Annotated in this window: 25 protein-coding genes; 13 read left to right on the forward strand and 12 right to left on the reverse strand. The window is 68.0% G+C overall.

What is annotated here, in order from left to right; all coding sequences use genetic code 11:
* Nucleotides 1-22: 22 nt before the first annotated feature.
* Genes HALDL1_06940 through HALDL1_06975 form a run of 8 tightly spaced genes read left to right on the forward strand, consistent with a single transcriptional unit; the run spans nt 23 to nt 6,429 of the window.
* Nucleotides 23-2,383 carry an NADH-ubiquinone oxidoreductase gene (locus tag HALDL1_06940; GenBank protein ID AHG03361.1) on the forward strand — a complete coding sequence of 787 codons (2,361 nt, stop codon included), beginning with the start codon at nt 23-25 and terminating at the stop codon, nt 2,381-2,383.
* An 11-nt stretch (nt 2,384-2,394) separates the two neighbouring features.
* Nucleotides 2,395-2,862: a sodium:proton antiporter gene (locus HALDL1_06945; GenBank protein AHG03362.1), complete on the forward strand. Its 468-nt coding sequence runs from the start codon at nt 2,395-2,397 to the stop codon at nt 2,860-2,862.
* On the forward strand, nt 2,859-3,251 hold the full coding sequence (locus tag HALDL1_06950) for a cation:proton antiporter (protein ID AHG03363.1): 393 nt from the start codon (nt 2,859-2,861) through the stop codon (nt 3,249-3,251). Before HALDL1_06945 ends, HALDL1_06950 begins: the two co-directional genes overlap by 4 nt.
* Nucleotides 3,248-4,849: an NADH-ubiquinone oxidoreductase gene (locus HALDL1_06955; protein AHG03364.1), complete on the forward strand. Its 1,602-nt coding sequence runs from the start codon at nt 3,248-3,250 to the stop codon at nt 4,847-4,849. The genes HALDL1_06950 and HALDL1_06955 overlap by 4 nt, the downstream gene beginning before the upstream one ends.
* On the forward strand, nt 4,849-5,430 hold the full coding sequence (locus HALDL1_06960; protein AHG03365.1) for a cation transporter: 582 nt from the start codon (nt 4,849-4,851) through the stop codon (nt 5,428-5,430). Before HALDL1_06955 ends, HALDL1_06960 begins: the two co-directional genes overlap by 1 nt.
* Entirely contained in the window at nt 5,423-5,701 is a 279-nt protein-coding gene (locus tag HALDL1_06965; protein AHG03366.1) for a pH regulation protein F, read from the forward strand. The genes HALDL1_06960 and HALDL1_06965 overlap by 8 nt, the downstream gene beginning before the upstream one ends.
* Nucleotides 5,698-6,021 carry a cation:proton antiporter gene (locus HALDL1_06970; GenBank protein AHG03367.1) on the forward strand — a complete coding sequence of 108 codons (324 nt, stop codon included), beginning with the start codon at nt 5,698-5,700 and terminating at the stop codon, nt 6,019-6,021. The genes HALDL1_06965 and HALDL1_06970 overlap by 4 nt, the downstream gene beginning before the upstream one ends.
* Before the next feature lie 60 nt (nt 6,022-6,081).
* Nucleotides 6,082-6,429: a hypothetical protein gene (locus HALDL1_06975; GenBank protein ID AHG05218.1), complete on the forward strand. Its 348-nt coding sequence runs from the start codon at nt 6,082-6,084 to the stop codon at nt 6,427-6,429.
* Nucleotides 6,430-6,483: 54 nt separating this feature from the next.
* Here the strand turns inward: HALDL1_06975 and HALDL1_06980 are convergent, their stop codons facing one another.
* Both HALDL1_06980 and HALDL1_06985 read right to left on the reverse strand, forming a co-directional pair.
* Nucleotides 6,484-7,641 carry a phosphopantothenoylcysteine decarboxylase / phosphopantothenate--cysteine ligase gene (locus tag HALDL1_06980; protein ID AHG03368.1) on the reverse strand — a complete coding sequence of 386 codons (1,158 nt, stop codon included), beginning with the start codon at nt 7,639-7,641 and terminating at the stop codon, nt 6,484-6,486.
* A 48-nt stretch (nt 7,642-7,689) separates the two neighbouring features.
* Nucleotides 7,690-8,466, reverse strand: a complete 777-nt coding sequence (locus HALDL1_06985) for a thioredoxin reductase (GenBank protein AHG03369.1) — start codon at nt 8,464-8,466, stop codon at nt 7,690-7,692.
* A gap of 8 nt (nt 8,467-8,474) precedes the next feature.
* On the opposite strand from HALDL1_06985, the gene HALDL1_06990 reads away from it, so the two are divergent.
* Complete coding sequence (locus HALDL1_06990) at nt 8,475-8,966, forward strand: polyketide cyclase (protein AHG03370.1); 492 nt, start codon at nt 8,475-8,477, stop codon at nt 8,964-8,966.
* Between the two features lie 6 nt (nt 8,967-8,972).
* Here HALDL1_06990 and HALDL1_06995 read toward each other — a convergent pair whose 3' ends face one another.
* The gene (locus HALDL1_06995) at nt 8,973-9,524 is read right to left on the reverse strand and encodes a hypothetical protein (GenBank protein ID AHG03371.1); all 552 of its coding nucleotides are present in this window, start codon (nt 9,522-9,524) and stop codon (nt 8,973-8,975) included.
* A 77-nt stretch (nt 9,525-9,601) separates the two neighbouring features.
* Entirely contained in the window at nt 9,602-10,654 is a 1,053-nt protein-coding gene (locus tag HALDL1_07000) for a peptidase M42 (GenBank protein AHG03372.1), read from the reverse strand.
* 149 nt (nt 10,655-10,803) lie between these two features.
* Here HALDL1_07000 and HALDL1_07005 point away from each other — a divergent pair, with 149 nt between their 5' ends.
* From HALDL1_07005 to HALDL1_07020, 4 genes are all read left to right on the forward strand, one after another.
* Nucleotides 10,804-11,061, forward strand: a complete 258-nt coding sequence (locus tag HALDL1_07005) for a hypothetical protein (protein AHG03373.1) — start codon at nt 10,804-10,806, stop codon at nt 11,059-11,061.
* A gap of 76 nt (nt 11,062-11,137) precedes the next feature.
* Nucleotides 11,138-12,439, forward strand: a complete 1,302-nt coding sequence (locus tag HALDL1_07010; protein ID AHG03374.1) for a peptidase M28 — start codon at nt 11,138-11,140, stop codon at nt 12,437-12,439.
* 78 nt (nt 12,440-12,517) lie between these two features.
* Nucleotides 12,518-13,243, forward strand: a complete 726-nt coding sequence (locus HALDL1_07015; GenBank protein ID AHG03375.1) for an ATP-NAD kinase — start codon at nt 12,518-12,520, stop codon at nt 13,241-13,243.
* A gap of 45 nt (nt 13,244-13,288) precedes the next feature.
* Nucleotides 13,289-13,729 (forward strand): hypothetical protein, encoded by a 441-nt coding sequence (locus HALDL1_07020; GenBank protein AHG03376.1) that lies wholly within the window; start codon nt 13,289-13,291, stop codon nt 13,727-13,729.
* Nucleotides 13,730-14,159: 430 nt separating this feature from the next.
* Here the strand turns inward: HALDL1_07020 and HALDL1_07025 are convergent, their stop codons facing one another.
* The 8 genes from HALDL1_07025 to HALDL1_07060 form a co-directional block, all read right to left on the reverse strand.
* Nucleotides 14,160-14,420, reverse strand: a complete 261-nt coding sequence (locus HALDL1_07025; protein AHG03377.1) for a hypothetical protein — start codon at nt 14,418-14,420, stop codon at nt 14,160-14,162.
* Entirely contained in the window at nt 14,413-14,706 is a 294-nt protein-coding gene (locus HALDL1_07030; GenBank protein AHG03378.1) for a hypothetical protein, read from the reverse strand. Before HALDL1_07030 ends, HALDL1_07025 begins: the two co-directional genes overlap by 8 nt.
* A gap of 27 nt (nt 14,707-14,733) precedes the next feature.
* Complete coding sequence (locus HALDL1_07035; protein ID AHG03379.1) at nt 14,734-15,495, reverse strand: cytochrome B; 762 nt, start codon at nt 15,493-15,495, stop codon at nt 14,734-14,736.
* Between the two features lie 4 nt (nt 15,496-15,499).
* Nucleotides 15,500-16,312 (reverse strand): cytochrome B6, encoded by an 813-nt coding sequence (locus HALDL1_07040; protein ID AHG03380.1) that lies wholly within the window; start codon nt 16,310-16,312, stop codon nt 15,500-15,502.
* A 4-nt stretch (nt 16,313-16,316) separates the two neighbouring features.
* Entirely contained in the window at nt 16,317-17,153 is an 837-nt protein-coding gene (locus HALDL1_07045; GenBank protein AHG03381.1) for a cytochrome B, read from the reverse strand.
* Between the two features lie 3 nt (nt 17,154-17,156).
* The gene (locus HALDL1_07050; GenBank protein AHG03382.1) at nt 17,157-17,543 is read right to left on the reverse strand and encodes a hypothetical protein; all 387 of its coding nucleotides are present in this window, start codon (nt 17,541-17,543) and stop codon (nt 17,157-17,159) included.
* 1 nt (nt 17,544) lies between these two features.
* On the reverse strand, nt 17,545-18,213 hold the full coding sequence (locus HALDL1_07055) for a halocyanin hcpE (protein ID AHG03383.1): 669 nt from the start codon (nt 18,211-18,213) through the stop codon (nt 17,545-17,547).
* A gap of 103 nt (nt 18,214-18,316) precedes the next feature.
* Complete coding sequence (locus HALDL1_07060) at nt 18,317-19,153, reverse strand: hypothetical protein (GenBank protein AHG03384.1); 837 nt, start codon at nt 19,151-19,153, stop codon at nt 18,317-18,319.
* Nucleotides 19,154-19,164: the final 11 nt, after the last annotated feature.

The following is a 19,164-nucleotide window of genomic DNA, read 5'->3' on the forward strand; positions in this document are numbered from 1 at the left end:
GCCGCCCTCCGAAGGGTAATCTGTGACACCGAACCCGGATCCTGCGGCAGTGGTGACGCTCGTCGCCTTGCCGTTCGTCGCCGCCGCGTTCACCCCGGCGGTGTTCCGGTGGCTCGGCGAGCGCACGGCCTACTACGCTGCAGCCGTGGCGCTCGCGTGCTTCGGACTCGCGGCCAGCCAGTACGGCGCCCAGGGCACCGTGACGTTCGCGTGGGTCCCCGCACTCGACGTCTCGCTGCGGTTCTACGTCGACGGCCTCGCGCTCCTGGTCGGCTTCCTGGCGAGCGGCATCGGCGTGCTGATCTTCACGTACTCCGCGGGCTACATGCACGGCGAACCTGGCCAGGCGAAGTACTACACCGCGCTCCTCGCGTTCATGGGGTCGATGCTCGGCGTCGCGTTCGCCGCCGACCTCCTCGCGCTGTTCGTCTTCTGGGAGCTGACGAGCATCGCGTCGTTCGTCCTCATCGGCCACTACACGGGCGAACGAGCCTCCCGGTACGGCGCCCGTAAGTCGATGCTAATCACCGTGGGCGGCGGCCTGTTCATGCTCGCGGGCTTCCTCCTCGTCTGGTCGGCGACCGGTACGTTCGACCTCGCGGCGCTCGTTACCGAACCCGAGCAGTACCGCACGATGCTCAGGGACGCCGGCCTGCTCGTGCCCGCCGTCGCGCTCATCGGCATCGGCGCGGCCGCGAAGTCCGCGCAGGTTCCTCTCCACATCTGGTTGCCGAACGCGATGGAGGCACCGACGCCCGTCTCAGCGTTCCTCCACTCCGCGACGATGGTGAAGGCCGGCGTCTACCTCGTCGGCCGGTTCCGCCCGTACCTCATCACCGACGAGTGGACGCTGCTGTTCACGGTGATGGGGCTGCTCACGATGACCGTCGCCGCGATGCTCGCCGTCACCGCGACGGACATCAAGGAACTGCTCGCGTACTCGACGGCGAGCCACCTCGGCCTCATCGTCGCCGGCTTCGGCTTCGCGTCCATCTACGGCGCGGAGACTGGCGCCTTCCACATCCTCAACCACGCGCTGTTCAAGGCACCGCTGTTCCTCGTCGCGGGCATCGTCGCCCACGAGGCCGGCACGAGACGCATCGACGACCTCTCGGGGCTCGCCGACGACCTCCCCATCACGGCGGCCGTCGCCGTCGTCGCCAGCCTCGGGATGGCCGGCGTCCCGCCGTTCAACGGCTTCTACTCCAAGGAACTCCTCTTCGAGGCGGCCTACCACGCCGCGGAGGCCGCGGGCGGCCTCGCGTGGCTCTACCCCGTCGTCGCCGTCTTCGGGAGCGTCTTCACGTTCCTCTACTCCATCCGCTTCCTGATGCTGTTCTTCGGGGAGAAACCCGACGCACTCGGACACGTCCACCGGCCGCCGGTCGCGATGTGGGCGCCCGCCGCGTTGCTCGGCACGCTCGCCGCTATCGTCGGACTCGGCGGCGTGCTCTCGACTGTCGGCGTCGCGCCGGCGCCCATCGACCACTTCGTCGAGGGTGTCGTGGCCAGTGTCGCCGCAGAGGAGGCCCACGGCTTCCACTACTACGTGCCGACGGAACTGACGCCGTACGCCGCGATGAGCGCGGTGACCATCGTCGTCGGTACCGCGGCCTACCCGTTCTACGACCGCATCCACGACGCGCTTAACGGCCTCATGACGGCGGTCCCGCCGATTCGCGCGAACTGGTGGTACGACGGCACCGTCTTCGGGCTGAACCGTGTCAGCGTGCAGGTCGCCGAGACCGTCCAGAACGGGCTGCTGCGGACGTACGCAACGTGGACATTCGCAGCCATCGTCGCGCTCGTGCTCGGCGGCTACGCGCTCGCCGAGGTGTCGCTGCCGACGTCCGTCGGGACGCTGGTGTCGCCGGCCATGATACTCGTGCTGCTGGTGGCCTTCGTCGCCGCCGTCGCAGTGACCATCGCGCCGTCGCACATCGCGGGCGTGCTCACCCTCTCCATTCTCGGCTTCATGGTCGCCATCTTCTACATCCTCGCGAGCGCGCCGGACCTCGCGCTCACGCAACTCACCGTCGAGACGCTCACGCTGGTCATCTTCGTGCTCGTCCTCGACAGACTCCCGGCGTACTACGGCGAAGCCAAGCGCTCCCGGGTAATCCGTGACGGTGCGCTGTCGCTGCTGGTCGGCGCGACGGTGACCGTCACCGTCCTCGTCACCACCAGCGCCACCCCGGACAAATCCATCATGGAGTTCTACGTCTCACAGGCGATTCCCCAGGGCGGCGGCGGGAACATCGTCAACGTCATCCTCGTCGACTTCCGGGGGCTGGACACGCTCGGGGAGATATCGGTCATCGCGATGGCCGCCCTCTCCGTGTTGACGCTCGTCGCCATGCGCGAGCGGGGTGAGACGTCGTGACGACGGTCATCATGAAGACGGTCACGCGCGTGGTCGTCCCCATCATCCTCGTCGTCTCGTTCGCCCTGTTCCTGCAGGGACACAACCAGCCCGGCGGCGGGTTCATCGCGGGCGTACTCACGTCGAGCGCGTTCGCGCTCATCTACATCGCGTACAGCCTCGACTTCCTCGAGGACGACGTGCTCGGCCGCGACGTCGAGACGGCCATCGAGCACATCCGCCACGGCGTCGTCGCGGACTACCGGTTCCTCTTCGGACTCGGCCTGTTCGTCGCCGTCGCCAGCGGCCTCGCCGCAATCGTCTACGGCTACCTGTTCACCGAGAGCGGACTCGCGTTCATGACACAGAGCTTCACCTACCTGCACCTCCCGCTGTACGGCGAAGTGGAAGTAGCGAGCGCTGTCGCCTTCGACTTCGGCGTCTACGCCGTGGTCGTCGGCGCGCTGCTGACCATCCTCTCGGTGGTGGGTGCCGAATGACCGCCGAATCGACCGCCGCGACGGCCGGGCCGGAACTCGTCCTCGCCATCGGGCTGGGGCTGCTGTTCGCGCTCGGGACGTTCCTCGTCCTCCGGCGCGACGTCGTCCGCGTCGTCTGGGGCGTCGTCGTCATCAGCCAGGCGGCGAACGTCTACCTCATCACGATGGGTGGCATCCGGACCGGCGTCCCCGTCCTCGACAAGATCGGGCACGAGGCGGCGCCCCACGGCCCCGTGGCCGACCCGCTCCCGCAGGCGCTGGTGCTGACGGCCATCGTCATCGGCTTCGCGACGACGGCGTTCGCGCTCGTCCTGACCTACCGGGTCTACGAGGAGCACGGCACCATCGACGCCGAGGAACTCGCCGACGTCGAGGAGGTGATTCGGTGACCGAACAGCTGGTCGTCGCGCCCGTCCTCGTCGCGCTCGCGACTGCCGTGCTCTGCCTGACGGCTCGACGGAGCTTCCGCGTCCAGCGAGTGGTGAGCGTCGTCGGCATCGTCGCGTACGCCGGCGTCGTCGCCGCGCTCGTCTCACGGGTGCTGGAGGGCGGCGGCGTCGCCTACAACCTCGGGAGCTGGCCCGCGCCCGCAGCCATCGTCTTCGTCGCTGACGCGCTGTCGGCGTTCATGCTGTCGCTGGCCGCCGTGCTCGCCGTGCCCGCGCTGCTGTTCAGCGTGCTGTACGTCGACGAGTTCGGCGAGAAGCTGACGTTCCACCCGCTGTTCCACTTCATGCTCGCGGGCGTCAGCGGCGCGTTCCTCACCGGCGACATCTTCAACCTCTTCGTCTGGTTCGAGGTGATGCTGATGGCGAGCTACGTCCTCGTCGTCTTCTACGGCGGGAGCAGTCACACCCGCGCCGGGCTCAACTACCTCGTGCTCAACCTCCTCGCCAGCGCCGTGATGCTGCTGGCCATCGGCGGCATCTACGCCACCACGGGGACGCTCAACATGGCCGACATCGCGATGCGCGTCGCCAACCCCGCGGAGTTCGGCGTCTCGCTGGCGCCCGTACTCGGCCTCTCGATGCTACTGTTCGTCGTGTTCGCGGTGAAGGCCGGCGTCGTCCCGTTCCAGTGGTGGGTGCCCGCCGCGTACGCCGCCGCCCCGGCCCCGGTGGCCGCGATGCTCGCGGGCGTCGTGAAGAAGGTCGGCATCTACGCGCTCATCCGGCTCTACTTCACGGTGTTCGCGGCAGCGCAGTTCGACGCCCTCGCCGGCCTCCCCTGGGGTGACGGGAGCGCGCTCGCCTACTTCGCGCCCGTCGTCCTCGTGATGGCGGCGCTGTCCATCCTCTTCGGCGGCCTCTCCGCTCTCGGCGCCGACCGCGTCGAGGGCCTGCTCGCGTACTCATCCATCGGCCAGGTCGGCTTCATCGTGTTGCCGCTGTCAGTGGCCGCCTTCGCGCCCGCCGACGCGACCGCCGTCCGGCGGCTCGGCATCGTCGCGGCGCTCGTCTACGCGCTCAACCACACGCTCTCGAAGGGGCTGTTGTTCCTCGTCGTGGGGACCATCCGGGACGCCTTCGGAACGACGCGGTTCCACGACCTGGACGGCATCGCGCGCAACCAGCCGGTCGTCGCGGGCGCGTTCCTGATCGGCGGCCTCGGCCTCGTGGGACTGCCGCCCCTGACCGGCTTCTTCGGCAAACTGCTCGTCTTCCAGAGCGCTGTCGTCGCGGAGTCGTGGCTCGCGCTCGGCGTGGCGCTCGGCGGCGCGCTGTTCACCATCGCCTACGTCTCCCGGGCGTGGAATCGCGGCTTCTGGGGTGTCCAGTCACCGGCCGTCGAGGGCGCGACCGCGGACCGCCGGCAGGTCGCCATCCTCGTGGCCGTCGCGTCGGCCGTCGTGCTCCTCGGCGTCGGCTTCCAGCCGGTGTACGAGTTCGCCGGCCACGCCGCCGACGCTGCCCTGGACCGCGCGCAGTACGTCGACACCGTGCTGCCGGACGGCGGCGCCCTTGAGACCGAGGGGGGTGGTCACTGATGCGGGTCCGTCGCTGGATACTCGCCGGATTCACGCTCGCCGTGTTGTGGCTGTTCGTCCGCGGCGTCCACTTCACGCCGGCGCACATCGCACAGGAACTGCTCGTCGGCCTCGCGCTCGGGTTCCCGGTCGCCGTGGTCTTCCGGCGGCTCTACCCCGGTCGGACCGACCTGGTTCGGGTCGCGAAGGCGACCCCCTACGGACTACTGTACGCCGCCGCGTTCCTCTACGACCTACTCACCGCGAACGTCGACGTCGCCCGCCGCGTGCTCGCGCCGAGCATGCCCATCGAACCTCGAGTCATCGAGGTGCCGCTGCGTGTCGAGACGCCGTTCGCCATCACCACCATCGCCAACAGCATCACCCTGACGCCAGGCACGCTATCCATGGACTACGACGACGAGACCAACACGCTGTACGTGCACGCTATCGACGGCCGCGAGCCGGAGGCCGTGGTCGACCCCATTCGGCGCTGGGAGGACTACGCGCTCGTCATCTTCGACGAGGAGCGGAAACCCGGCGACCCGGTGCCCAGTCCCGGGGTCTCCGACTCGGGCTACGGGGGTGACGCCGATGAGTAGCGTCCTCGAACTCGTCGTGAGCGGCGCTCTGGTGCTGGTGAGCGTGCTGACGCTGCTCTGTGGCTACCGGGTCATCCAGGGACCGACGGTGCCCGACCGCGTGGTCGCCCTCGACACCATCGCCACGAACGTCGTCGCCATCGCGGTGCTGTTCGCCATCCAGACCGACCGCGGCCTGTTCGTCACAGTCGCGCTCGTGCTCGCAATCATCGGCTTCATCAGCACCGTCACCGTCGCCAAGTACGTCGTGGAGGGGGACATCATCCAATGACGCCGACCGAACTGCTCACCGCGGTGCTCGTCGTCGTCGGGTCGTTCTTCCTGCTGGTCGGAACGGTCGGCCTGCTCCGGCTGCCCGACGTCTACAACCGGATGCACGCCACCTCGAAGGCGGCGACGCTGGGCGCGGCCTCCATTCTGCTAGCGGGCTACGTCCAGTTCGGCCCGGACTCGCTGGGTCTCCCGTCGCTGGTCGCCATCGTCTTCCTCTTCCTGACGGCGCCGACGGGGTCGCACATGATCTCGCGGTCCGCCCAGAAGATGGGCGTCCCGTTCTTCGGCGACGCCGACTGGCCCGAGGACGAGGACTAACCGGCGGACAACGAACGGATTTCGCTGCTAGTCGTCGACCCGAGCGGGTAACAGTGTGGCATGTTACTCGTCCGCACGGTTATCGTGACGCTCGGCGTACAGTACCCGACCATGTTGTTCCACGTACGGTTGACACACAGTCCCGAGAACTGCTGGGCACGCGACGAACAGGAGGGGAAGGCCCACGACCTTCTCGAACGAGTGGAGAATCCCCCCGACTCGGTCGAGGCACGAATCCGGAACGCGTTCGTGGCGCCGAACGAGCACACGTTCTACTTCGTGGTCGAGTCGCCGACCTTCGAGGGACTGACGGCACTGCTCGGGCCGCCGCTCCTCGAAGACCACGAGGCCGACGTCGTCCCCGTCACAACGCTCAGCGGAGCGCTGGACACGCTCGAAATCGAGTGAGCGGCGGTCCTCGGTGGTGGCACTGGCCCGCAGAGACTCCGGTGTCGAGGGTAGCTACTTCCGGAGGGTGCTGGACAGTTCCGCCGCCACTCGCATCCCGAGACCCCGCTTGTCACCCTCGTACGAAGTGACGTCGTCTGCGGTGACGAACAGCGCGCGCGTCTCGCCGCTACCCATGACGCTGGCGTCGTTAGCGACGACGAAGGAGAGGTCGACGCGCTCGAGAATCTCCCGGGCGGCCGCCACCATCGCGTCGTCGTCGCCCGACGTCTCTGCCTTGAAGCCGACGACCGGGAGGTCGGGGTGGGCCGCGCGCACCTCGTCGACGACCTTCGGCGTCTGTTCGAACTCGATGGTGAGTTCCTGCCCGGAGCGGATCTTCCTCGTGCTCGGTTCGACGGTGTAGTCGCTGACCGCGGCCGCCGAGACGAGCACGTCGGCGTCCGCGCAGGCCGCCAGCGTGGCGTCGAGCATCTCCGCGGCCGTCTCGACGTCCACGGTGTCCGCGTACGGCACGTCGTCGCCGTCGTGGACCAGCGTGACGTCGGCACCCCGGACGTAGCAGGCGGCCGCGACCGCTCGCCCGGTTCGGCCCGACGACCGGTTCGTCAGCAGGCGCACGGGGTCGATGGGTTCGCTCGTCGCACCGCTCGTCACCACGACGTGCTCGCCAGCGAGGGGGCTCTCGCCCGCGGCGCGCGCCGTCGCGAGGACGATGGCCTCCTCCGTGGCTATCTTCGCCTTCCCCTCCTCGACTCTGGGGTCGACGAAGTCCACGCCCCACGACTCGACGCGGTCGATGGCGTCGAGCACGCCGGGGTGGTCGTACATCGGTTCGTGCATCGCGGGCGCGACAACGACCGGAACGCCAGCGCCGAGTGCGGTCGTCGCGCACGTCGTCACGGGCGTGTCGTCGATTGCGGCCGCCACCTTCCCCACCGTGTTCGCCGTTGCGGGCGCGAGCAACAGCACGTCCGCCCAGCCGTCGGTCCCGCAGAGTTCGACGTGCTCGACGCTCCCCGTAATCTCGGTGACGACGGGGGCGTCCGTGGCGAACTCGACCGCCCACGGGTGGACGATGCCCTGCGCGCTGTCGGTCATCACGGCCCGTACGCTCGCGCCGCGGCGGCGGAGTTCGTGGGCGAGTTCCACGACCTTCACCGCCGCGATGCTGCCCGAGACGCCGAGCGCGACGTTCACTCCATCCAGCATTCACCGGGCATTCGTACCCCGGCGTATAAAAACAGTAGTGCCCTCCGCTCACTCCTCGTCGTCGACGCTCGGGTGCATCGTCGGCGGCGCCGCGGGCGACAGGTCCGCCAGCGCGGCCAGACTCTCGGCCTCCCGCTCCCGGCGCTCGTCCTCGTCTATCTCCACGCACCCCGGCGGGACGTCGCGGTCGCGGCCCGTGAAATAGCCCTCGGGCGCGACCCAGTCGTGGTAGATTGGTTCGTCGCTGTCCTCGACGACGGCCAGGCCGGCCGTCGCACCATGGCCGGCAGCGACGACCGCCTGGTGGTACTGCCGGGCGACGCGGCCCGCGGCGTAGAGCCCCTCCACCTCTGTGCGGGCGAACTCGTCGGTGGAGAGCATCGTCTTCGACCCGCGCTCGATGCGCTCCAGTTCGAACGCGTCGAGGTAGGAGACGTCGGGCCACGAGGCGGCGACGACGAACTCCGACTCGTAGCTCTCGTCGGCGTCCACGTGGAAGCTGTCCCCGTCGCGTTCGACGTGCTCGACGCGCGCGTCCACGAACTCGACGCCGGCGCGGCGGGCCTGCTCGCGACTGGCTTCGAGGAACGTCCGGGCGTTCACGCCGGCCGGGAACCCCGGCACGTTCTCGAGGTGGGCGTTCCGGGCGAGAATCGACTCCTCGGCGTCGAAGACGACGGTGTCGAGGCCGGCCCGCGCGGTGTAGATGGCCGCCGTCAGCCCCGCCGGACCGCCGCCGACCACTGCGACTCGTTGGCTCATGGACCTCCCTTCTCGGCGGTGGATTACAAGCGTCGCGGTACGCCTTTGCCCGCGGGGGCCCAAGCCAGCACGTGGACACCATCGAGGTCAGCACCGACGTCCGGGTCCCGCCCGAGGAGGCGTACGCGTTCCTCCTCGACTTCCGGGGGTACGCGCGGTACTCCGAGCACATCGCGTCGGTCCGCCAGCACGGCGACGGCTCGCCGGGGACCGAGTACGACATCGAGTTCTCGTGGTGGCGGCTCTCCCACACGGTGCGCTCGCGCGTCACGGGGGCCGAACAACCCCACGAGATACGCTGGGAGGTTGTCGACGGCCTGCGGGCCGAGGGTCGCTGGGAGGTCGGGGAGACGGAGTCCGGGTCGCGAGTGACGCTGGTCGTCACCTACGACCCCGACAGCGCCAGCGGCGTCGTCGACCTGCCCGCGCTCGTCTCGCTGGATTGGGTCGTCGACAGGGTCGTGGGCGTCGTCGAGAAGGAAGGGGAAAGGACCGTCGAGCGCGTCGTCGCGGACTTAGAGGGAGAACTGCGCCCGGTCGAACTCGTCGTCGAAACGCGGTAGTCGTCGTTACTCTTCGTAGTCGCCGTAGTCTCCGCCATACCGCATGAAGAAGTAGGCCATGCCGAGGACGGAGACCAGCGACCCCATGGCGGCGACGCCGATGGTCTTCGCGCTGTCCGGGAGGATGGACTGGTAGCCCTCGTTCTCGGGCGGATTCGGCGTGACCTCGACGACGCCCTCCATGCCGAGGCTGGCGTGGGGCACGCAGACGTACTCGTAGGTGCCCTCGGTCTCGAACGTGTGGGAGTACTCGAAGCCCGCGTCCTCGATGGGTTCGTGTCCTTCCCAGCTGGCGCCGGACGGCTGTGACTCTGGGACGACGTTGTGACCGCCGGAGTCCCAGACCCACGTGACGGTGCCGCCTGGCTTCACGTACGCCGTCTCGGGGTCGAAGACGTTGCTCCCGCCCGGACCCACGATGACTTCCGTACCACCGCCGCCTCCGCCTTCCTCCTGGGCGGCCGCGGTGCCGGTGACGGCCGCGCCGGCCGCCGCCGCGCCGAGACCCGTCCGGAGGAAACTGCGGCGAGACATCCCCTCGTCTGCTTCCGAGTTCATAGGCGAGGCTAGGGAACGACGGGTACTGAATACTTTGGTTTGGGCGCCCGCGGTGGCCGCCCACGGAACGGCCACCCTCAGAGCGTGTACTCCTCTGTTCCGTCCAGACTCGCGAGGAACGCCGTGGTCAGGTCGACGACGGCGCCGACGTCGTCGGTGTGGACGGCCTCGGTGGGCGAGTGGAGGTAGCGCGTCGGCGTGGAGATGGCGCCGACGGGCGTCGCGCCGTGGGCCATCTGGAGCGGTCCCGTGTCCGAGCCGCCTGCGGTCAGCACTTCCCGCTGGTGGGGGATGCCCTGTTCCACCGCCACGTCGAGGAGGTGGTCGACGACCTTCGGGTTGGGGAGGACGACGCCGTCCTTGAACTTGACCGCGGCGCCCTCGCCGACTTCGGTGACGTAGTCCTCCTCGTAGATGAACTGCGGGATGTCGTTTGCAGCCGTGGTGTCGAGATTCAACACGAGGTCCGGGTCGACGTCGAAGCCGACGGCCTGGGCGCCGCGGAGCCCGACCTCCTCCTGGGCAGTCGCGACGTAGTGGACCGTTACGTCCGGGTCGACCCGGTCGAGCGCCTTCAGCATCGCGTAGACGCTCACGCGGTTGTCGAGGGCTTTCCCGGTGACGAGACTGCCGACCGGTTCGAGGCGCTGGGAGAGGGTCACGCGGTCGCCGACGTCGACACGCTCGCTGGCGGCCTCCGCCGAGAGCCCGAGGTCGATGAACACGTCCTTCACTATGTCGGCGTCGCGCACGTGCGGATTGTCGTCGGTGTGGGGTGGTGGCGCACCGATGACGCCGGGCAGGTCGCCGTTCTCCCCGTGGACGGTCACACGCTCCGCGCGGAGGACGCGCGGGTCCCACCCGCCGAGCGCGTCGACCTGCACGAAGCCGTCGTCGCGGACGTGGCGCACGATGAACCCGACCTCGTCCATGTGGGCGGCCACCAGCACCTCGAACTCGGGATTCTCGGAGCCTTCTACCGTGGCGACGAGGTTCCCCATCGCGTCGGTGTTCACGTCGTCGACGCGGTCCGGGAGGTGGCTGCGGACGACGTCGCGGATGCGGCCCTCGTGGCCGGGCGGGCCGTCCGTCTCCGTCAGTTCTCGGAGCAGGTCAAGGTCGACTGCCATACCCCGTTGGTCGACCCACCGCACATAAAGTCACGCTTCCCGGTGGTGTGGACGCCGCCTGCCGGGTATCGTGGCTCCCTCGAAGAAACTCCTCTCGTGGCGTCGAGGGTTCCAGAACCCTTTTGCCCGCCGCAGAACCATGCACATCCATGGCAGACGTCGAAGCCGAACTCCGCGAGGAACTCACCGAAGCGTTCTCGGGCGCCGACTTCCCCGTGAAAAACCAGATGGGCCTCGTCCCCGCGCTCCCGAACGGGCCGGCGACGACGTTCGAGGCCGGCGACAAGTCGTTCACCGCGATGGAGCTCGCGACGAAGCTCTCCAGTCGCGCCGAGTTCCCCTACGACAACGTCGACTCGCTCGTCGACGACGTCATCGCGGGGCTGAAGGACGAAGGCGACCTCTGAGCCGGCCGCGACGCCGAACCCCCGACGAGCTGCTTCTTTCGTAACGACTTACCGCGCCGTGAGCGTGGCTGCATCCATGACCGAGTGGATCGGCGACACGTTCACGAGCGACACCGGCTGGAACCACCTCGAGCGCCTCGTGGACGTCCGCAACCGCATGGCGGGGTCGCTCGGCGAACGGGAGGCCGCCGAGGCGACCCGCGAGGCCCTCGACCGCTACTGCGAGGACAGCTGGCTCGACGAGTTCGACATCCAGGGGTGGACGCGCGGCGACAGCGCCGTCGAGACACCCCACGGCGACGAGGACTGCATCGCGCTCCCGCGCAGTCCCAGCGGGGACGGGACGGGCGAACTCGTCGACCTCGGCTACGGCCTGCCCTCGGACTTCGAGGAGACGGACGTCGAGGGGAAGGTCGTGCTCGTCTCCTCGGACGTCCCCGACTGGTACGACCGCTACCTCCACCGGCGCGAGAAGTACTACCACGCGGTCGAGGCGGGCGCAGTGGGCTTCGTCTACGCGAACCACGTCGAGGGCTGCCTGCCGCCGACGGGGAGCGTCGGCACGCCGGAGAACCCGCTCGGCGAGATTCCCGCCGTGGGCGTCTCCAGCGAGGTAGGCGCGCGGCTCTCTCGGCGCTCTGACGGTGAACAGGTCACCGTCTCCGTGACCGCCGACGTCCACGACGCGACCAGCCAGAACGTCCACGCGGTCCTCGGCCCCGACACCGAGGAGGAACTGCTCGTCACCAGCCACGTCGACGCCCACGACATCGCCGAAGGAGCGATGGACAACGGGGCCGGCACCGCGATGGTCGTCGAAGCCGCCCGGGCGCTCGCCGACCGCGAGGCCGACCTCGACACCCGCGTCCACTTCGTCTGCTTCGGCGCGGAGGAGGTCGGCCTCGTCGGCTCCGCGTACGACGTGGAACGGCGGGACCGCGACGACGTCCGCGCAGTGCTGAACTTCGACGGCGTCGCCCGCGGCCGCACGCTGAAGTTTTACGCCCACGGCTTCGACGCGCTCGCCGACGCCGCCCACGAGGTGGCCGACCGATTCGGCCACCCCGTCTCCGTCACGCCGAAACTCGGCCCGCACTCCGACCACTGGGAGTACGTCAAGTACGGCGTCCCCGGCTACCACGTCGCCAGCGAAACCGGCGGCTCGGGGCGTGGCTGGGGGCACACGTTCGCGGACACCCTCGACAAACTCGAGGTCCGTGACTTCCGCGAGCAGGCCATCTTGCTGACGGCGCTCGCCGTGCACCTCGCCAGCGATGGATTCACTGTCGCCCACGCGAGCGAGGCCGACATCGCAGCTGCCCTCGAGGACGAGGACCTCGCGGAAGGGATGAAGGTGACCGGCGACTGGCCGTACTGACGGTCCGAAGCCCGTAGCTTTTTGCGACTGCCGTCCCCCAGTTCCCACGATGAGCGAGACGGCTCCGTGGTCGTGGCCATGACCCGCGTCGGCATGCTCGGGTCCGACGCCGCCTCGGCCGCCGAACGCGTCCGGGACGCGGGCGCCGAGGCAGTCCTGAGTCCCGACGCAGACGACGTGAGCGCGGACGTGCTCGTCGCGCTCGACGAGGACGCCCTGCTCGACGCGCTCGCAGCCGGTCGCGACGTCCCGGTGTTGCCAATCGGAACTGGCCGCGAGTACGGTGGCGTTCCAGGTGCAGGACGGACGCGCGCGCTCGACGCGCTCGCCGCCGGTAACTACGACGTCGAGTCCCGCCAGACGCTCTCGGTCACCGCCGGCGACAGGGCACTGCGGGCGCTCGCGGACGTCACGCTCGTGACCACCCAGGTCGCCCAGATATCGGAGTTCGCCATCCGCGCGGAGGGCCGGGACGTCGACACTGTGCGCGCCGACGGTGTCGTCGCCGCGACGCCCTCCGGGAGTCACGGCTACGCCGCGGACGCCGGCGGTCCACTGCTCGCCAGCGACACGAGCGCGGTGGCCGTCGTCCCCATCGCGCCGTTCCGCATCTCCCGGGACCGCTGGGTGCTCGCGCCACCGGTGTCGTTCACGGTGGTGCGAGACGGACCGACGGTCAACCTGTACGTGGACGGCCGCAGACTGGGCCCCGTCTCGGCCCACGAGCCCGTGGCACTCGACTGGGGGGACCCGTTCCCGGTCGCGACAGTCGCCGGGTCCCGCCCGGAACCGACGTTCGACTGAGCGCATTGGAAAAGACATAATACCGCGACACAACCACCAACGACTATGGCAGACCTATCGGTCACGCTCTTCGGGCCGCTCGACACGCTGCTCGCCCCCTACATCGAGTGGGCGCTCCTGGTGATGATCCTGCTGAACTTCGTCAGCAGGCGCGTCGCCCACAGCGCTCACAAGCGACAGGCCGACGACGGTGCGGACGCCATCTCGTGGCACCCGTTCCACGCGTTCACGTCGTGGGGGCTCGTGCTGTTGAGTCTCTACTTCCTCACGCTCCACGCCCACGCCGGGATGGTGCTGGCCTCGCTCGTCCTTGGGACGTTCATCGCGGACTTCTTCGAGATCGAGGCCCGCAAGGTCGAGGTTCGGGAGGGGATGGCCCTCGAGATGCCGAAGGGCGCGACGGTGGCCGCGACGATCGCGTTCCTCTACATCGGCTACCTCAGCGTCTTCTTCATCATCGAGCCGTACTGGTCGCAGGTCATCTGAGGCGCCGACCCCCGTACCGGCGTGCCGCGCCGTCTCTGAACCGCGACCCCGCACACGGCTCGTTGCTCGGCAGCGAGTTTCTGCGTCCCCGAATCCACTTCGCAAACCTGATCTTCTCGTGGTATCGAACTGCTCGCAGCCACCCGCCTGAGCGGAAGAGACCGCGTTCACTGCTGCTCCCACGTACAGTGACTCGTTGCTCTGGTCAGGTACGGTTTCCACGAGGTGTTCGAGCATTGCGGTGTCGACCTAGCGTCGTGCTCGGGTCCACGTACAGGCTCTCGACAGCCCCAGTAGCGGCATGAGTTTCGCGACGGCGTCGACCCCGTCTGGGACGCCTCCCGTCGCCACTCGTGCAGAACGGTCCTGCGGTCGGATCCGCTACGGGTCGCCACTAGCTTCTCGGAAATTCGGCGGAGAAGGAGGTCGGTTACTCGCCGTTCGCTCGCGCGTACAGTTCGCGCCCGAGGGGGACACCAACCCAGAACAGCAGCCCCCCGAAGATCGCCAGCCAGAACATCGATTCGAGCAGCACGACGGCGAGCTGGTCGTACATCGTCAGCTCCGAGGGGATGCTGCCGGTGAGCTGTGCGCCCTCGAAGCTCGGCGTCCGGTACCAGCCCGCGAGCACCATCCAGATGAGGCCCGCGCCTGTCAACAGGCCGAGGCCCTTTGCGAACTCGTCAGCCATTGTCGGAGCCTTCGTCGTCGCTGTCTTTATCCTTTGCCATTCCGTCAGCGCGGAACCGCGACGCGAACGCGTACACCAGTCCGCCCGCGGCGATGAGCGCGACGCCGACCACTGCCAGCGGGACGCTCACCTCGCTCGCGGACGCCCGGCCCGCGTTGGTCGCCACGTCGAGCGAGACGAACCCGAGGACGACTGTCACGATGGCGAACAGCGTCGAGAACACTGTCACCGACTTGTAGAGGCGTTCGGGTACGACGACGTCGCGGCCGCGGGTGTCGTCTCCCATCGGGTGAGAAGAGGGGTGGACGCTACTTTACTTCGGCGGACGGAGCTTGTAGTAGCGGCGGTTGAGGTCGTACATGTACCCCTCCCGCATCGTCTTGAACACCGCGTACGCCATCGCACCGGCGAGCGGCGGGATGAGGAACGTCAGGTCGAACAGCAGGTGGGGGTCCATCGGTAGGAGGTTCTTGATGGAGAGCGCGCTGATGAACAGCGCGAACACGACGCCCATCACGCCGACGGCCGCCCAGAACGGCTGCTCGACGGGGCGCCGCGCGCTCCCCTTGTTGAGGAACGGGACGATGGCGATGAAGCCGACGACCACCACGTTCGCCAGCACGCCGTACGTGCGGTCGGCGAGCAGTTTCTCGCCGCCGATGATGGCGAGGTCGGGGTTCAGCGGACCGAGCTTTAGCAGGCCGAACGACCAGTAGAGGTACCAGTCCGGCAGGATGATCGGCGGCGTCTGGCTCGGGTTCGCCGGCGCCCCGAGGTGGGGCGGTAGCGTCGCCGAGAGGAAGAAGATCATCCCGACGAAGAAGCTCGTCAGCGCGAGGTTCCGGATGAGCTCGTGGGGCCACACCGGGAACGCGAGCACGTCGCGCTCGACGTAGTCGGACTCCTCGCGGAGGTCCTGGTCCTCGCGCCGGGAGCGCTCGAAGTACTCGTAGGTCAGCCGGGAGAGACCCGTCGTGCGCTCTTTGCGTTCGCGCCACGTTGGGGTCTCGTCGTCCGGCGGGACGATGCCCGTGCCGTCGGTGCGAGCCGCGTCGTCGTTGGTGTCTTCGGACATGGTTCTAGTGGGGTTCCGCGATTCCCTGCATCCACACCAGCGCGAGGTGGAGGCCGATGACGGCCGTCACCACGAACGGGAGGAGGAACACGTGCAGGATGTACATTCTCTGGAGCGTCGCCTGGCCGAGCGAGAAGCCGCCGAACATGAGCTGTGCCACCCACTCACCGATGAGCGGGATGGAGAGGCTCATCTCGACGCCGATCTGTCCGGCCCAGAACGCCAGCTGGTCCCACGGGAGCAGGTAGCCGGTGTAACCGAACACCATCGTGAGGCTGAGCAGGATGATACCGATGAGCCAGTTGACCTCGCGTGGCTCCTTGTACGCGCCCGTGAAGTAGACGCGCAGCATGTGGAGGAACACCGCGGCGGTCATCACCTGCGCGGACCACCGGTGGAGGCTCCGGAGCATGAACCCGAAGTTCAGGTCGGTCATGATGCCGGCGACGGTACAGTACGAGACGGTTGCGGCCTCGATGTCACAGGCACCGGCGGCCGCGGACGGCGAGTAGTAGAACCCGAGCAGCGCGCCGGAGATGGCGGCGACGACGTACGCGAGCGTCGAGAAGAACCCCAGCGAGTACAGCGGGTACCAGTACCAGAACTTGTTGTCGAGGTTGTACTGCTCCGTGTGGCTCTTCGGCATCTGGAGGTTGACCCGGTAGTAGAGGGTCTCCAGTAGCTCGAGGTAGTCGACGATACGGAGCCGCTTGTCCAGCCACACCAGCACCGTGAGGAACGTCGTCTCCACTGGCGTCAGGTCCTTCTCCTCGATCCAGCCCTCGTGGTCGTGGTCGTCCTTGCGTTCGATGCTCATGGTATCAGTCCTCCGGCCGCGGGAACGCGACGAAGCGAGTCAACACGATGCTGAACGGGTTGTAGATCGACTGGTGGCACGGACAGTAGATGTAGTTGTCCGCGTTCTCGTACTTCGAGGAGCGGAAGCCGGGCACGCAGCAGAAGTGCGTACACTTGTTCAGGATGGCGATGAAGCCGTCCTGTGTCGCGGCCTCCAGGAACTGGATCGCTTCACCGTCCTCCTCGTCGATCTTCTCCATGATGCGTTCGCTCCGGATGATCTGGATGGGGATCGCGTTGTCGACGTTCTGGGAGCGCCAGGAGGCGAGAGCGGGCTTCCCGAGGCCGGCTTCGCCGATGCCGTTCGTCCACGTCTCGTAGTCCTCGAAGTCCTCGACGTTCACGACGCCGGAGGTGGGTTGCCAGTCGTAGGAGCTCGGGCCCCCAGTGTACCGGAAGTAGTTGTCGCCCTCGTAGCCCGGCTGGAGTCCCTGGTACTCCTGGACGCCGCAGTACTGGAACCAGTCCACCTCGTAGGTGATGCCGCCGAGTTCCATGCGTGCGACCTGCACCGTCTGCCCCTGCTGTTCGACCTCCTGGACGGTCGGGTAGACGCCGCGTAAGTCCCCCTGGTCGTCGATCTCGAGGGGGACGATGGGCATTGCCCGGGGAGCGGGACCGGAGATGTTCTCGACGCCGTAGTAGGTCGTCTGTCCACCGCCTGCGCCTGTTGGGTTCGTGATGGCGTTCAACGTCGCGACGCCGCCGGCGCCGACGCCGGCCATCCCGGCGCTGCCGACGACGCCTTTGACGAACCGGCGACGCCCCGAACTCTCTGGGTATTTGTCGTCTTCAGCCATTGGTTATTTCTTGTAGAACGGGTAGACTGCCTGTTTGAACTGTTCGACGGTGTTGCCGACCGTGTCGACGCCGTCGGCCTGGTCCTCGCGCACGTAGAGGTCCTCCCACTTCCGGCGGCGCTTCTTCACGATCATCACGTCCGGGAGGAACTCCTTGCGGTACAGCAGGAGGACGAACGAGAGGTCGACGAAGATGGCCGCGAGCAGGAATCCGAGGTACATGTTTCCGACCGGGTCGTACCCCCAGCCCGCGACGAGACCGTACGTGAACAGCGCGACGAACACGATCTCGATGAGCGTGAGCAGGACGATGGTGATCGTGGCTGCCGTGCTCTCGCGAGCGGGCTCGTAGCGGTGGATGTCGCCGTAGTTGCTTCCTTTAGAGGACATATTATTCCTTGTTGGGTGCGCTCGCGTGCTGCGATTCGCCGTATTTCAGGACGAAGAACGTGTAGACGAGCGATATGATCATCATCAGGACGGTGGCGATGCCGACGAAGTGCGCCTGGAACGGAACGCCCATCTCTTCGGGGTGGAGTTCCGCCTCGCCTTCCTGGGCCGGGGCAGACCCGGACTCGTTGACGATGACGACACCCTCCATGCCGAGGCTGGCGTGGGGGTCACAGACGTAGTTGTACTCGCCGGTCGGACCCTCGAACGTGTGAGAGTAGTCGAACGGTGGCCCGGTGACCTCCGTCTGGACGTCCCAGCCGCCCTCCTCGGGCACCTCCGTCGCGTGGACGTTGTGACCTGGTCCCTCCCAGACCCACTTGACGGTGTCGCCAGGCTTGACGTACACCTCAGCGGGCTCGAACACGTTCTGGCCGTTGGGACCGACGGCGACCTCCTTCGTCTGGGCAGCACCGCCGCCGTCGCCACCCCCGTCGGTCTCGTTCCCGGCCGTGCCGTTTCCAGTCGTGCCGTTGCCGGAGGTGGTGGTGTTGTTCCCCTCCTCCTGCATGGCGACAGACGTAGGTGAGGACCGCGCACCGGCCGCTCCGATGGCCGCGACACCGCCGGCCGAACCGGTCGCGATTTTCAGAAAGTCCCGCCTCTTCATACAGTTTGGAATCAGGAAGGCATCTGCATAAACCCACCGATGGCAGTCCGGCGGCGGACCTAACGTATTCGGGTTCTGGCGCCCGTATTCGGGGGACTAGCTCTCACTCCTCCCCGTCCGTCTCCGGCACGAACGCCGGTCGTTCGCCGCTCCCGAGACCCGCAGAGCGGAGCCGTTCGCGGAACTCCTCGGAGCGGAACCTGTCGGAGAGTCGCGCGTTCGCCACGATCAGGAGCATCAGCCCGCCGAACAGGACGAAGCCGATGCCCGCGATGACCGCGACGATGGCCGACTCTCCGAGCGGGTGGAGCTGCAGCGTCGTCCCCCCGATGCTGCAGTTCCGGGCGGTCGAGCCAGGGACCTGCGGGCACGTCCGGACGAGCGGGTCGTACGTGAACGGCGACACGAACAGCAGTAGCCCGGCGACGACCTGCGCCAGGCCGACGTACTGCAGCAGCGACGTGCCGATGCCGCCGCTCCCCTCGGGAATGTCCTGTGGGTCCGGCAGGCCTGCGTGCTCCGGCGGGTTCGGCACGTCGTAATCGTCCATCGAGCAGAGCGCGACCGTCGGTTTCACGTCCCGGAGCACCGTCCCGCGGCCCTCGACGGAGCCATCCCCGTATACGACCGCGTACCCCTCGTCGGAGTACGCGAGCACGACGGGCTGGCCGTCGATTCTGTCCCGTTCGACGACGGCGAACACGTCCCGCGTGGCGACCCGGTGGCGGAGGTCGTCCTCCACCCGGTCGAGCAACCGCTCGCCAGTAATCCACGTCTCGGGGTCGAAGGCGGCCTCCCACTCCTCGACGGACATCTCCGCCATCTCCCGCGGGCCGAACTCCGCGAAGTCGTACTCCTCGTCGACTCGTTCGGCGAGGTCCGCGGCAGCTCCCTCGTCCGGCGGGGAGGCGTCGTCTCCGCCGCCGCTGGAGTCAGTCATCGGTCGAGAGT

The organism is Halobacterium sp. DL1, assembly GCA_000230955.3.
Classification (GTDB): domain Archaea; phylum Halobacteriota; class Halobacteria; order Halobacteriales; family Halobacteriaceae; genus Halobacterium.

Excerpts from the sequence above, each read along its gene's own strand:
- HALDL1_07005 (AHG03373.1), top strand. The coding sequence starts at position 10,804 with ATGGCAGACGTCGAAGCCGAACTCCGCGAGGAACTCACCGAAGCGTTC.
- HALDL1_06945 (AHG03362.1), top strand. The coding sequence starts at position 2,395 with ATGAAGACGGTCACGCGCGTGGTCGTCCCCATCATCCTCGTCGTCTCG.
- HALDL1_06960 (AHG03365.1), top strand. The coding sequence starts at position 4,849 with ATGCGGGTCCGTCGCTGGATACTCGCCGGATTCACGCTCGCCGTGTTG.
- HALDL1_06980 (AHG03368.1), bottom strand. The coding sequence starts at position 7,641 with ATGCTGGATGGAGTGAACGTCGCGCTCGGCGTCTCGGGCAGCATCGCG.
- HALDL1_07015 (AHG03375.1), top strand. The coding sequence starts at position 12,518 with ATGACCCGCGTCGGCATGCTCGGGTCCGACGCCGCCTCGGCCGCCGAA.
- HALDL1_07050 (AHG03382.1), bottom strand. The coding sequence starts at position 17,543 with ATGTCCTCTAAAGGAAGCAACTACGGCGACATCCACCGCTACGAGCCC.
- HALDL1_06995 (AHG03371.1), bottom strand. The coding sequence starts at position 9,524 with ATGAACTCGGAAGCAGACGAGGGGATGTCTCGCCGCAGTTTCCTCCGG.
- HALDL1_07030 (AHG03378.1), bottom strand. The coding sequence starts at position 14,706 with ATGGGAGACGACACCCGCGGCCGCGACGTCGTCGTACCCGAACGCCTC.
- HALDL1_06975 (AHG05218.1), top strand. The coding sequence starts at position 6,082 with ATGTTACTCGTCCGCACGGTTATCGTGACGCTCGGCGTACAGTACCCG.
- HALDL1_07035 (AHG03379.1), bottom strand. The coding sequence starts at position 15,495 with ATGTCCGAAGACACCAACGACGACGCGGCTCGCACCGACGGCACGGGC.
- HALDL1_07020 (AHG03376.1), top strand. The coding sequence starts at position 13,289 with ATGGCAGACCTATCGGTCACGCTCTTCGGGCCGCTCGACACGCTGCTC.
- HALDL1_06970 (AHG03367.1), top strand. The coding sequence starts at position 5,698 with ATGACGCCGACCGAACTGCTCACCGCGGTGCTCGTCGTCGTCGGGTCG.
- HALDL1_07000 (AHG03372.1), bottom strand. The coding sequence starts at position 10,654 with ATGGCAGTCGACCTTGACCTGCTCCGAGAACTGACGGAGACGGACGGC.
- HALDL1_07025 (AHG03377.1), bottom strand. The coding sequence starts at position 14,420 with ATGGCTGACGAGTTCGCAAAGGGCCTCGGCCTGTTGACAGGCGCGGGC.
- HALDL1_07060 (AHG03384.1), bottom strand. The coding sequence starts at position 19,153 with ATGACTGACTCCAGCGGCGGCGGAGACGACGCCTCCCCGCCGGACGAG.
- HALDL1_07055 (AHG03383.1), bottom strand. The coding sequence starts at position 18,213 with ATGAAGAGGCGGGACTTTCTGAAAATCGCGACCGGTTCGGCCGGCGGT.
- HALDL1_07045 (AHG03381.1), bottom strand. The coding sequence starts at position 17,153 with ATGGCTGAAGACGACAAATACCCAGAGAGTTCGGGGCGTCGCCGGTTC.
- HALDL1_06950 (AHG03363.1), top strand. The coding sequence starts at position 2,859 with ATGACCGCCGAATCGACCGCCGCGACGGCCGGGCCGGAACTCGTCCTC.
- HALDL1_06965 (AHG03366.1), top strand. The coding sequence starts at position 5,423 with ATGAGTAGCGTCCTCGAACTCGTCGTGAGCGGCGCTCTGGTGCTGGTG.
- HALDL1_07010 (AHG03374.1), top strand. The coding sequence starts at position 11,138 with ATGACCGAGTGGATCGGCGACACGTTCACGAGCGACACCGGCTGGAAC.
- HALDL1_07040 (AHG03380.1), bottom strand. The coding sequence starts at position 16,312 with ATGAGCATCGAACGCAAGGACGACCACGACCACGAGGGCTGGATCGAG.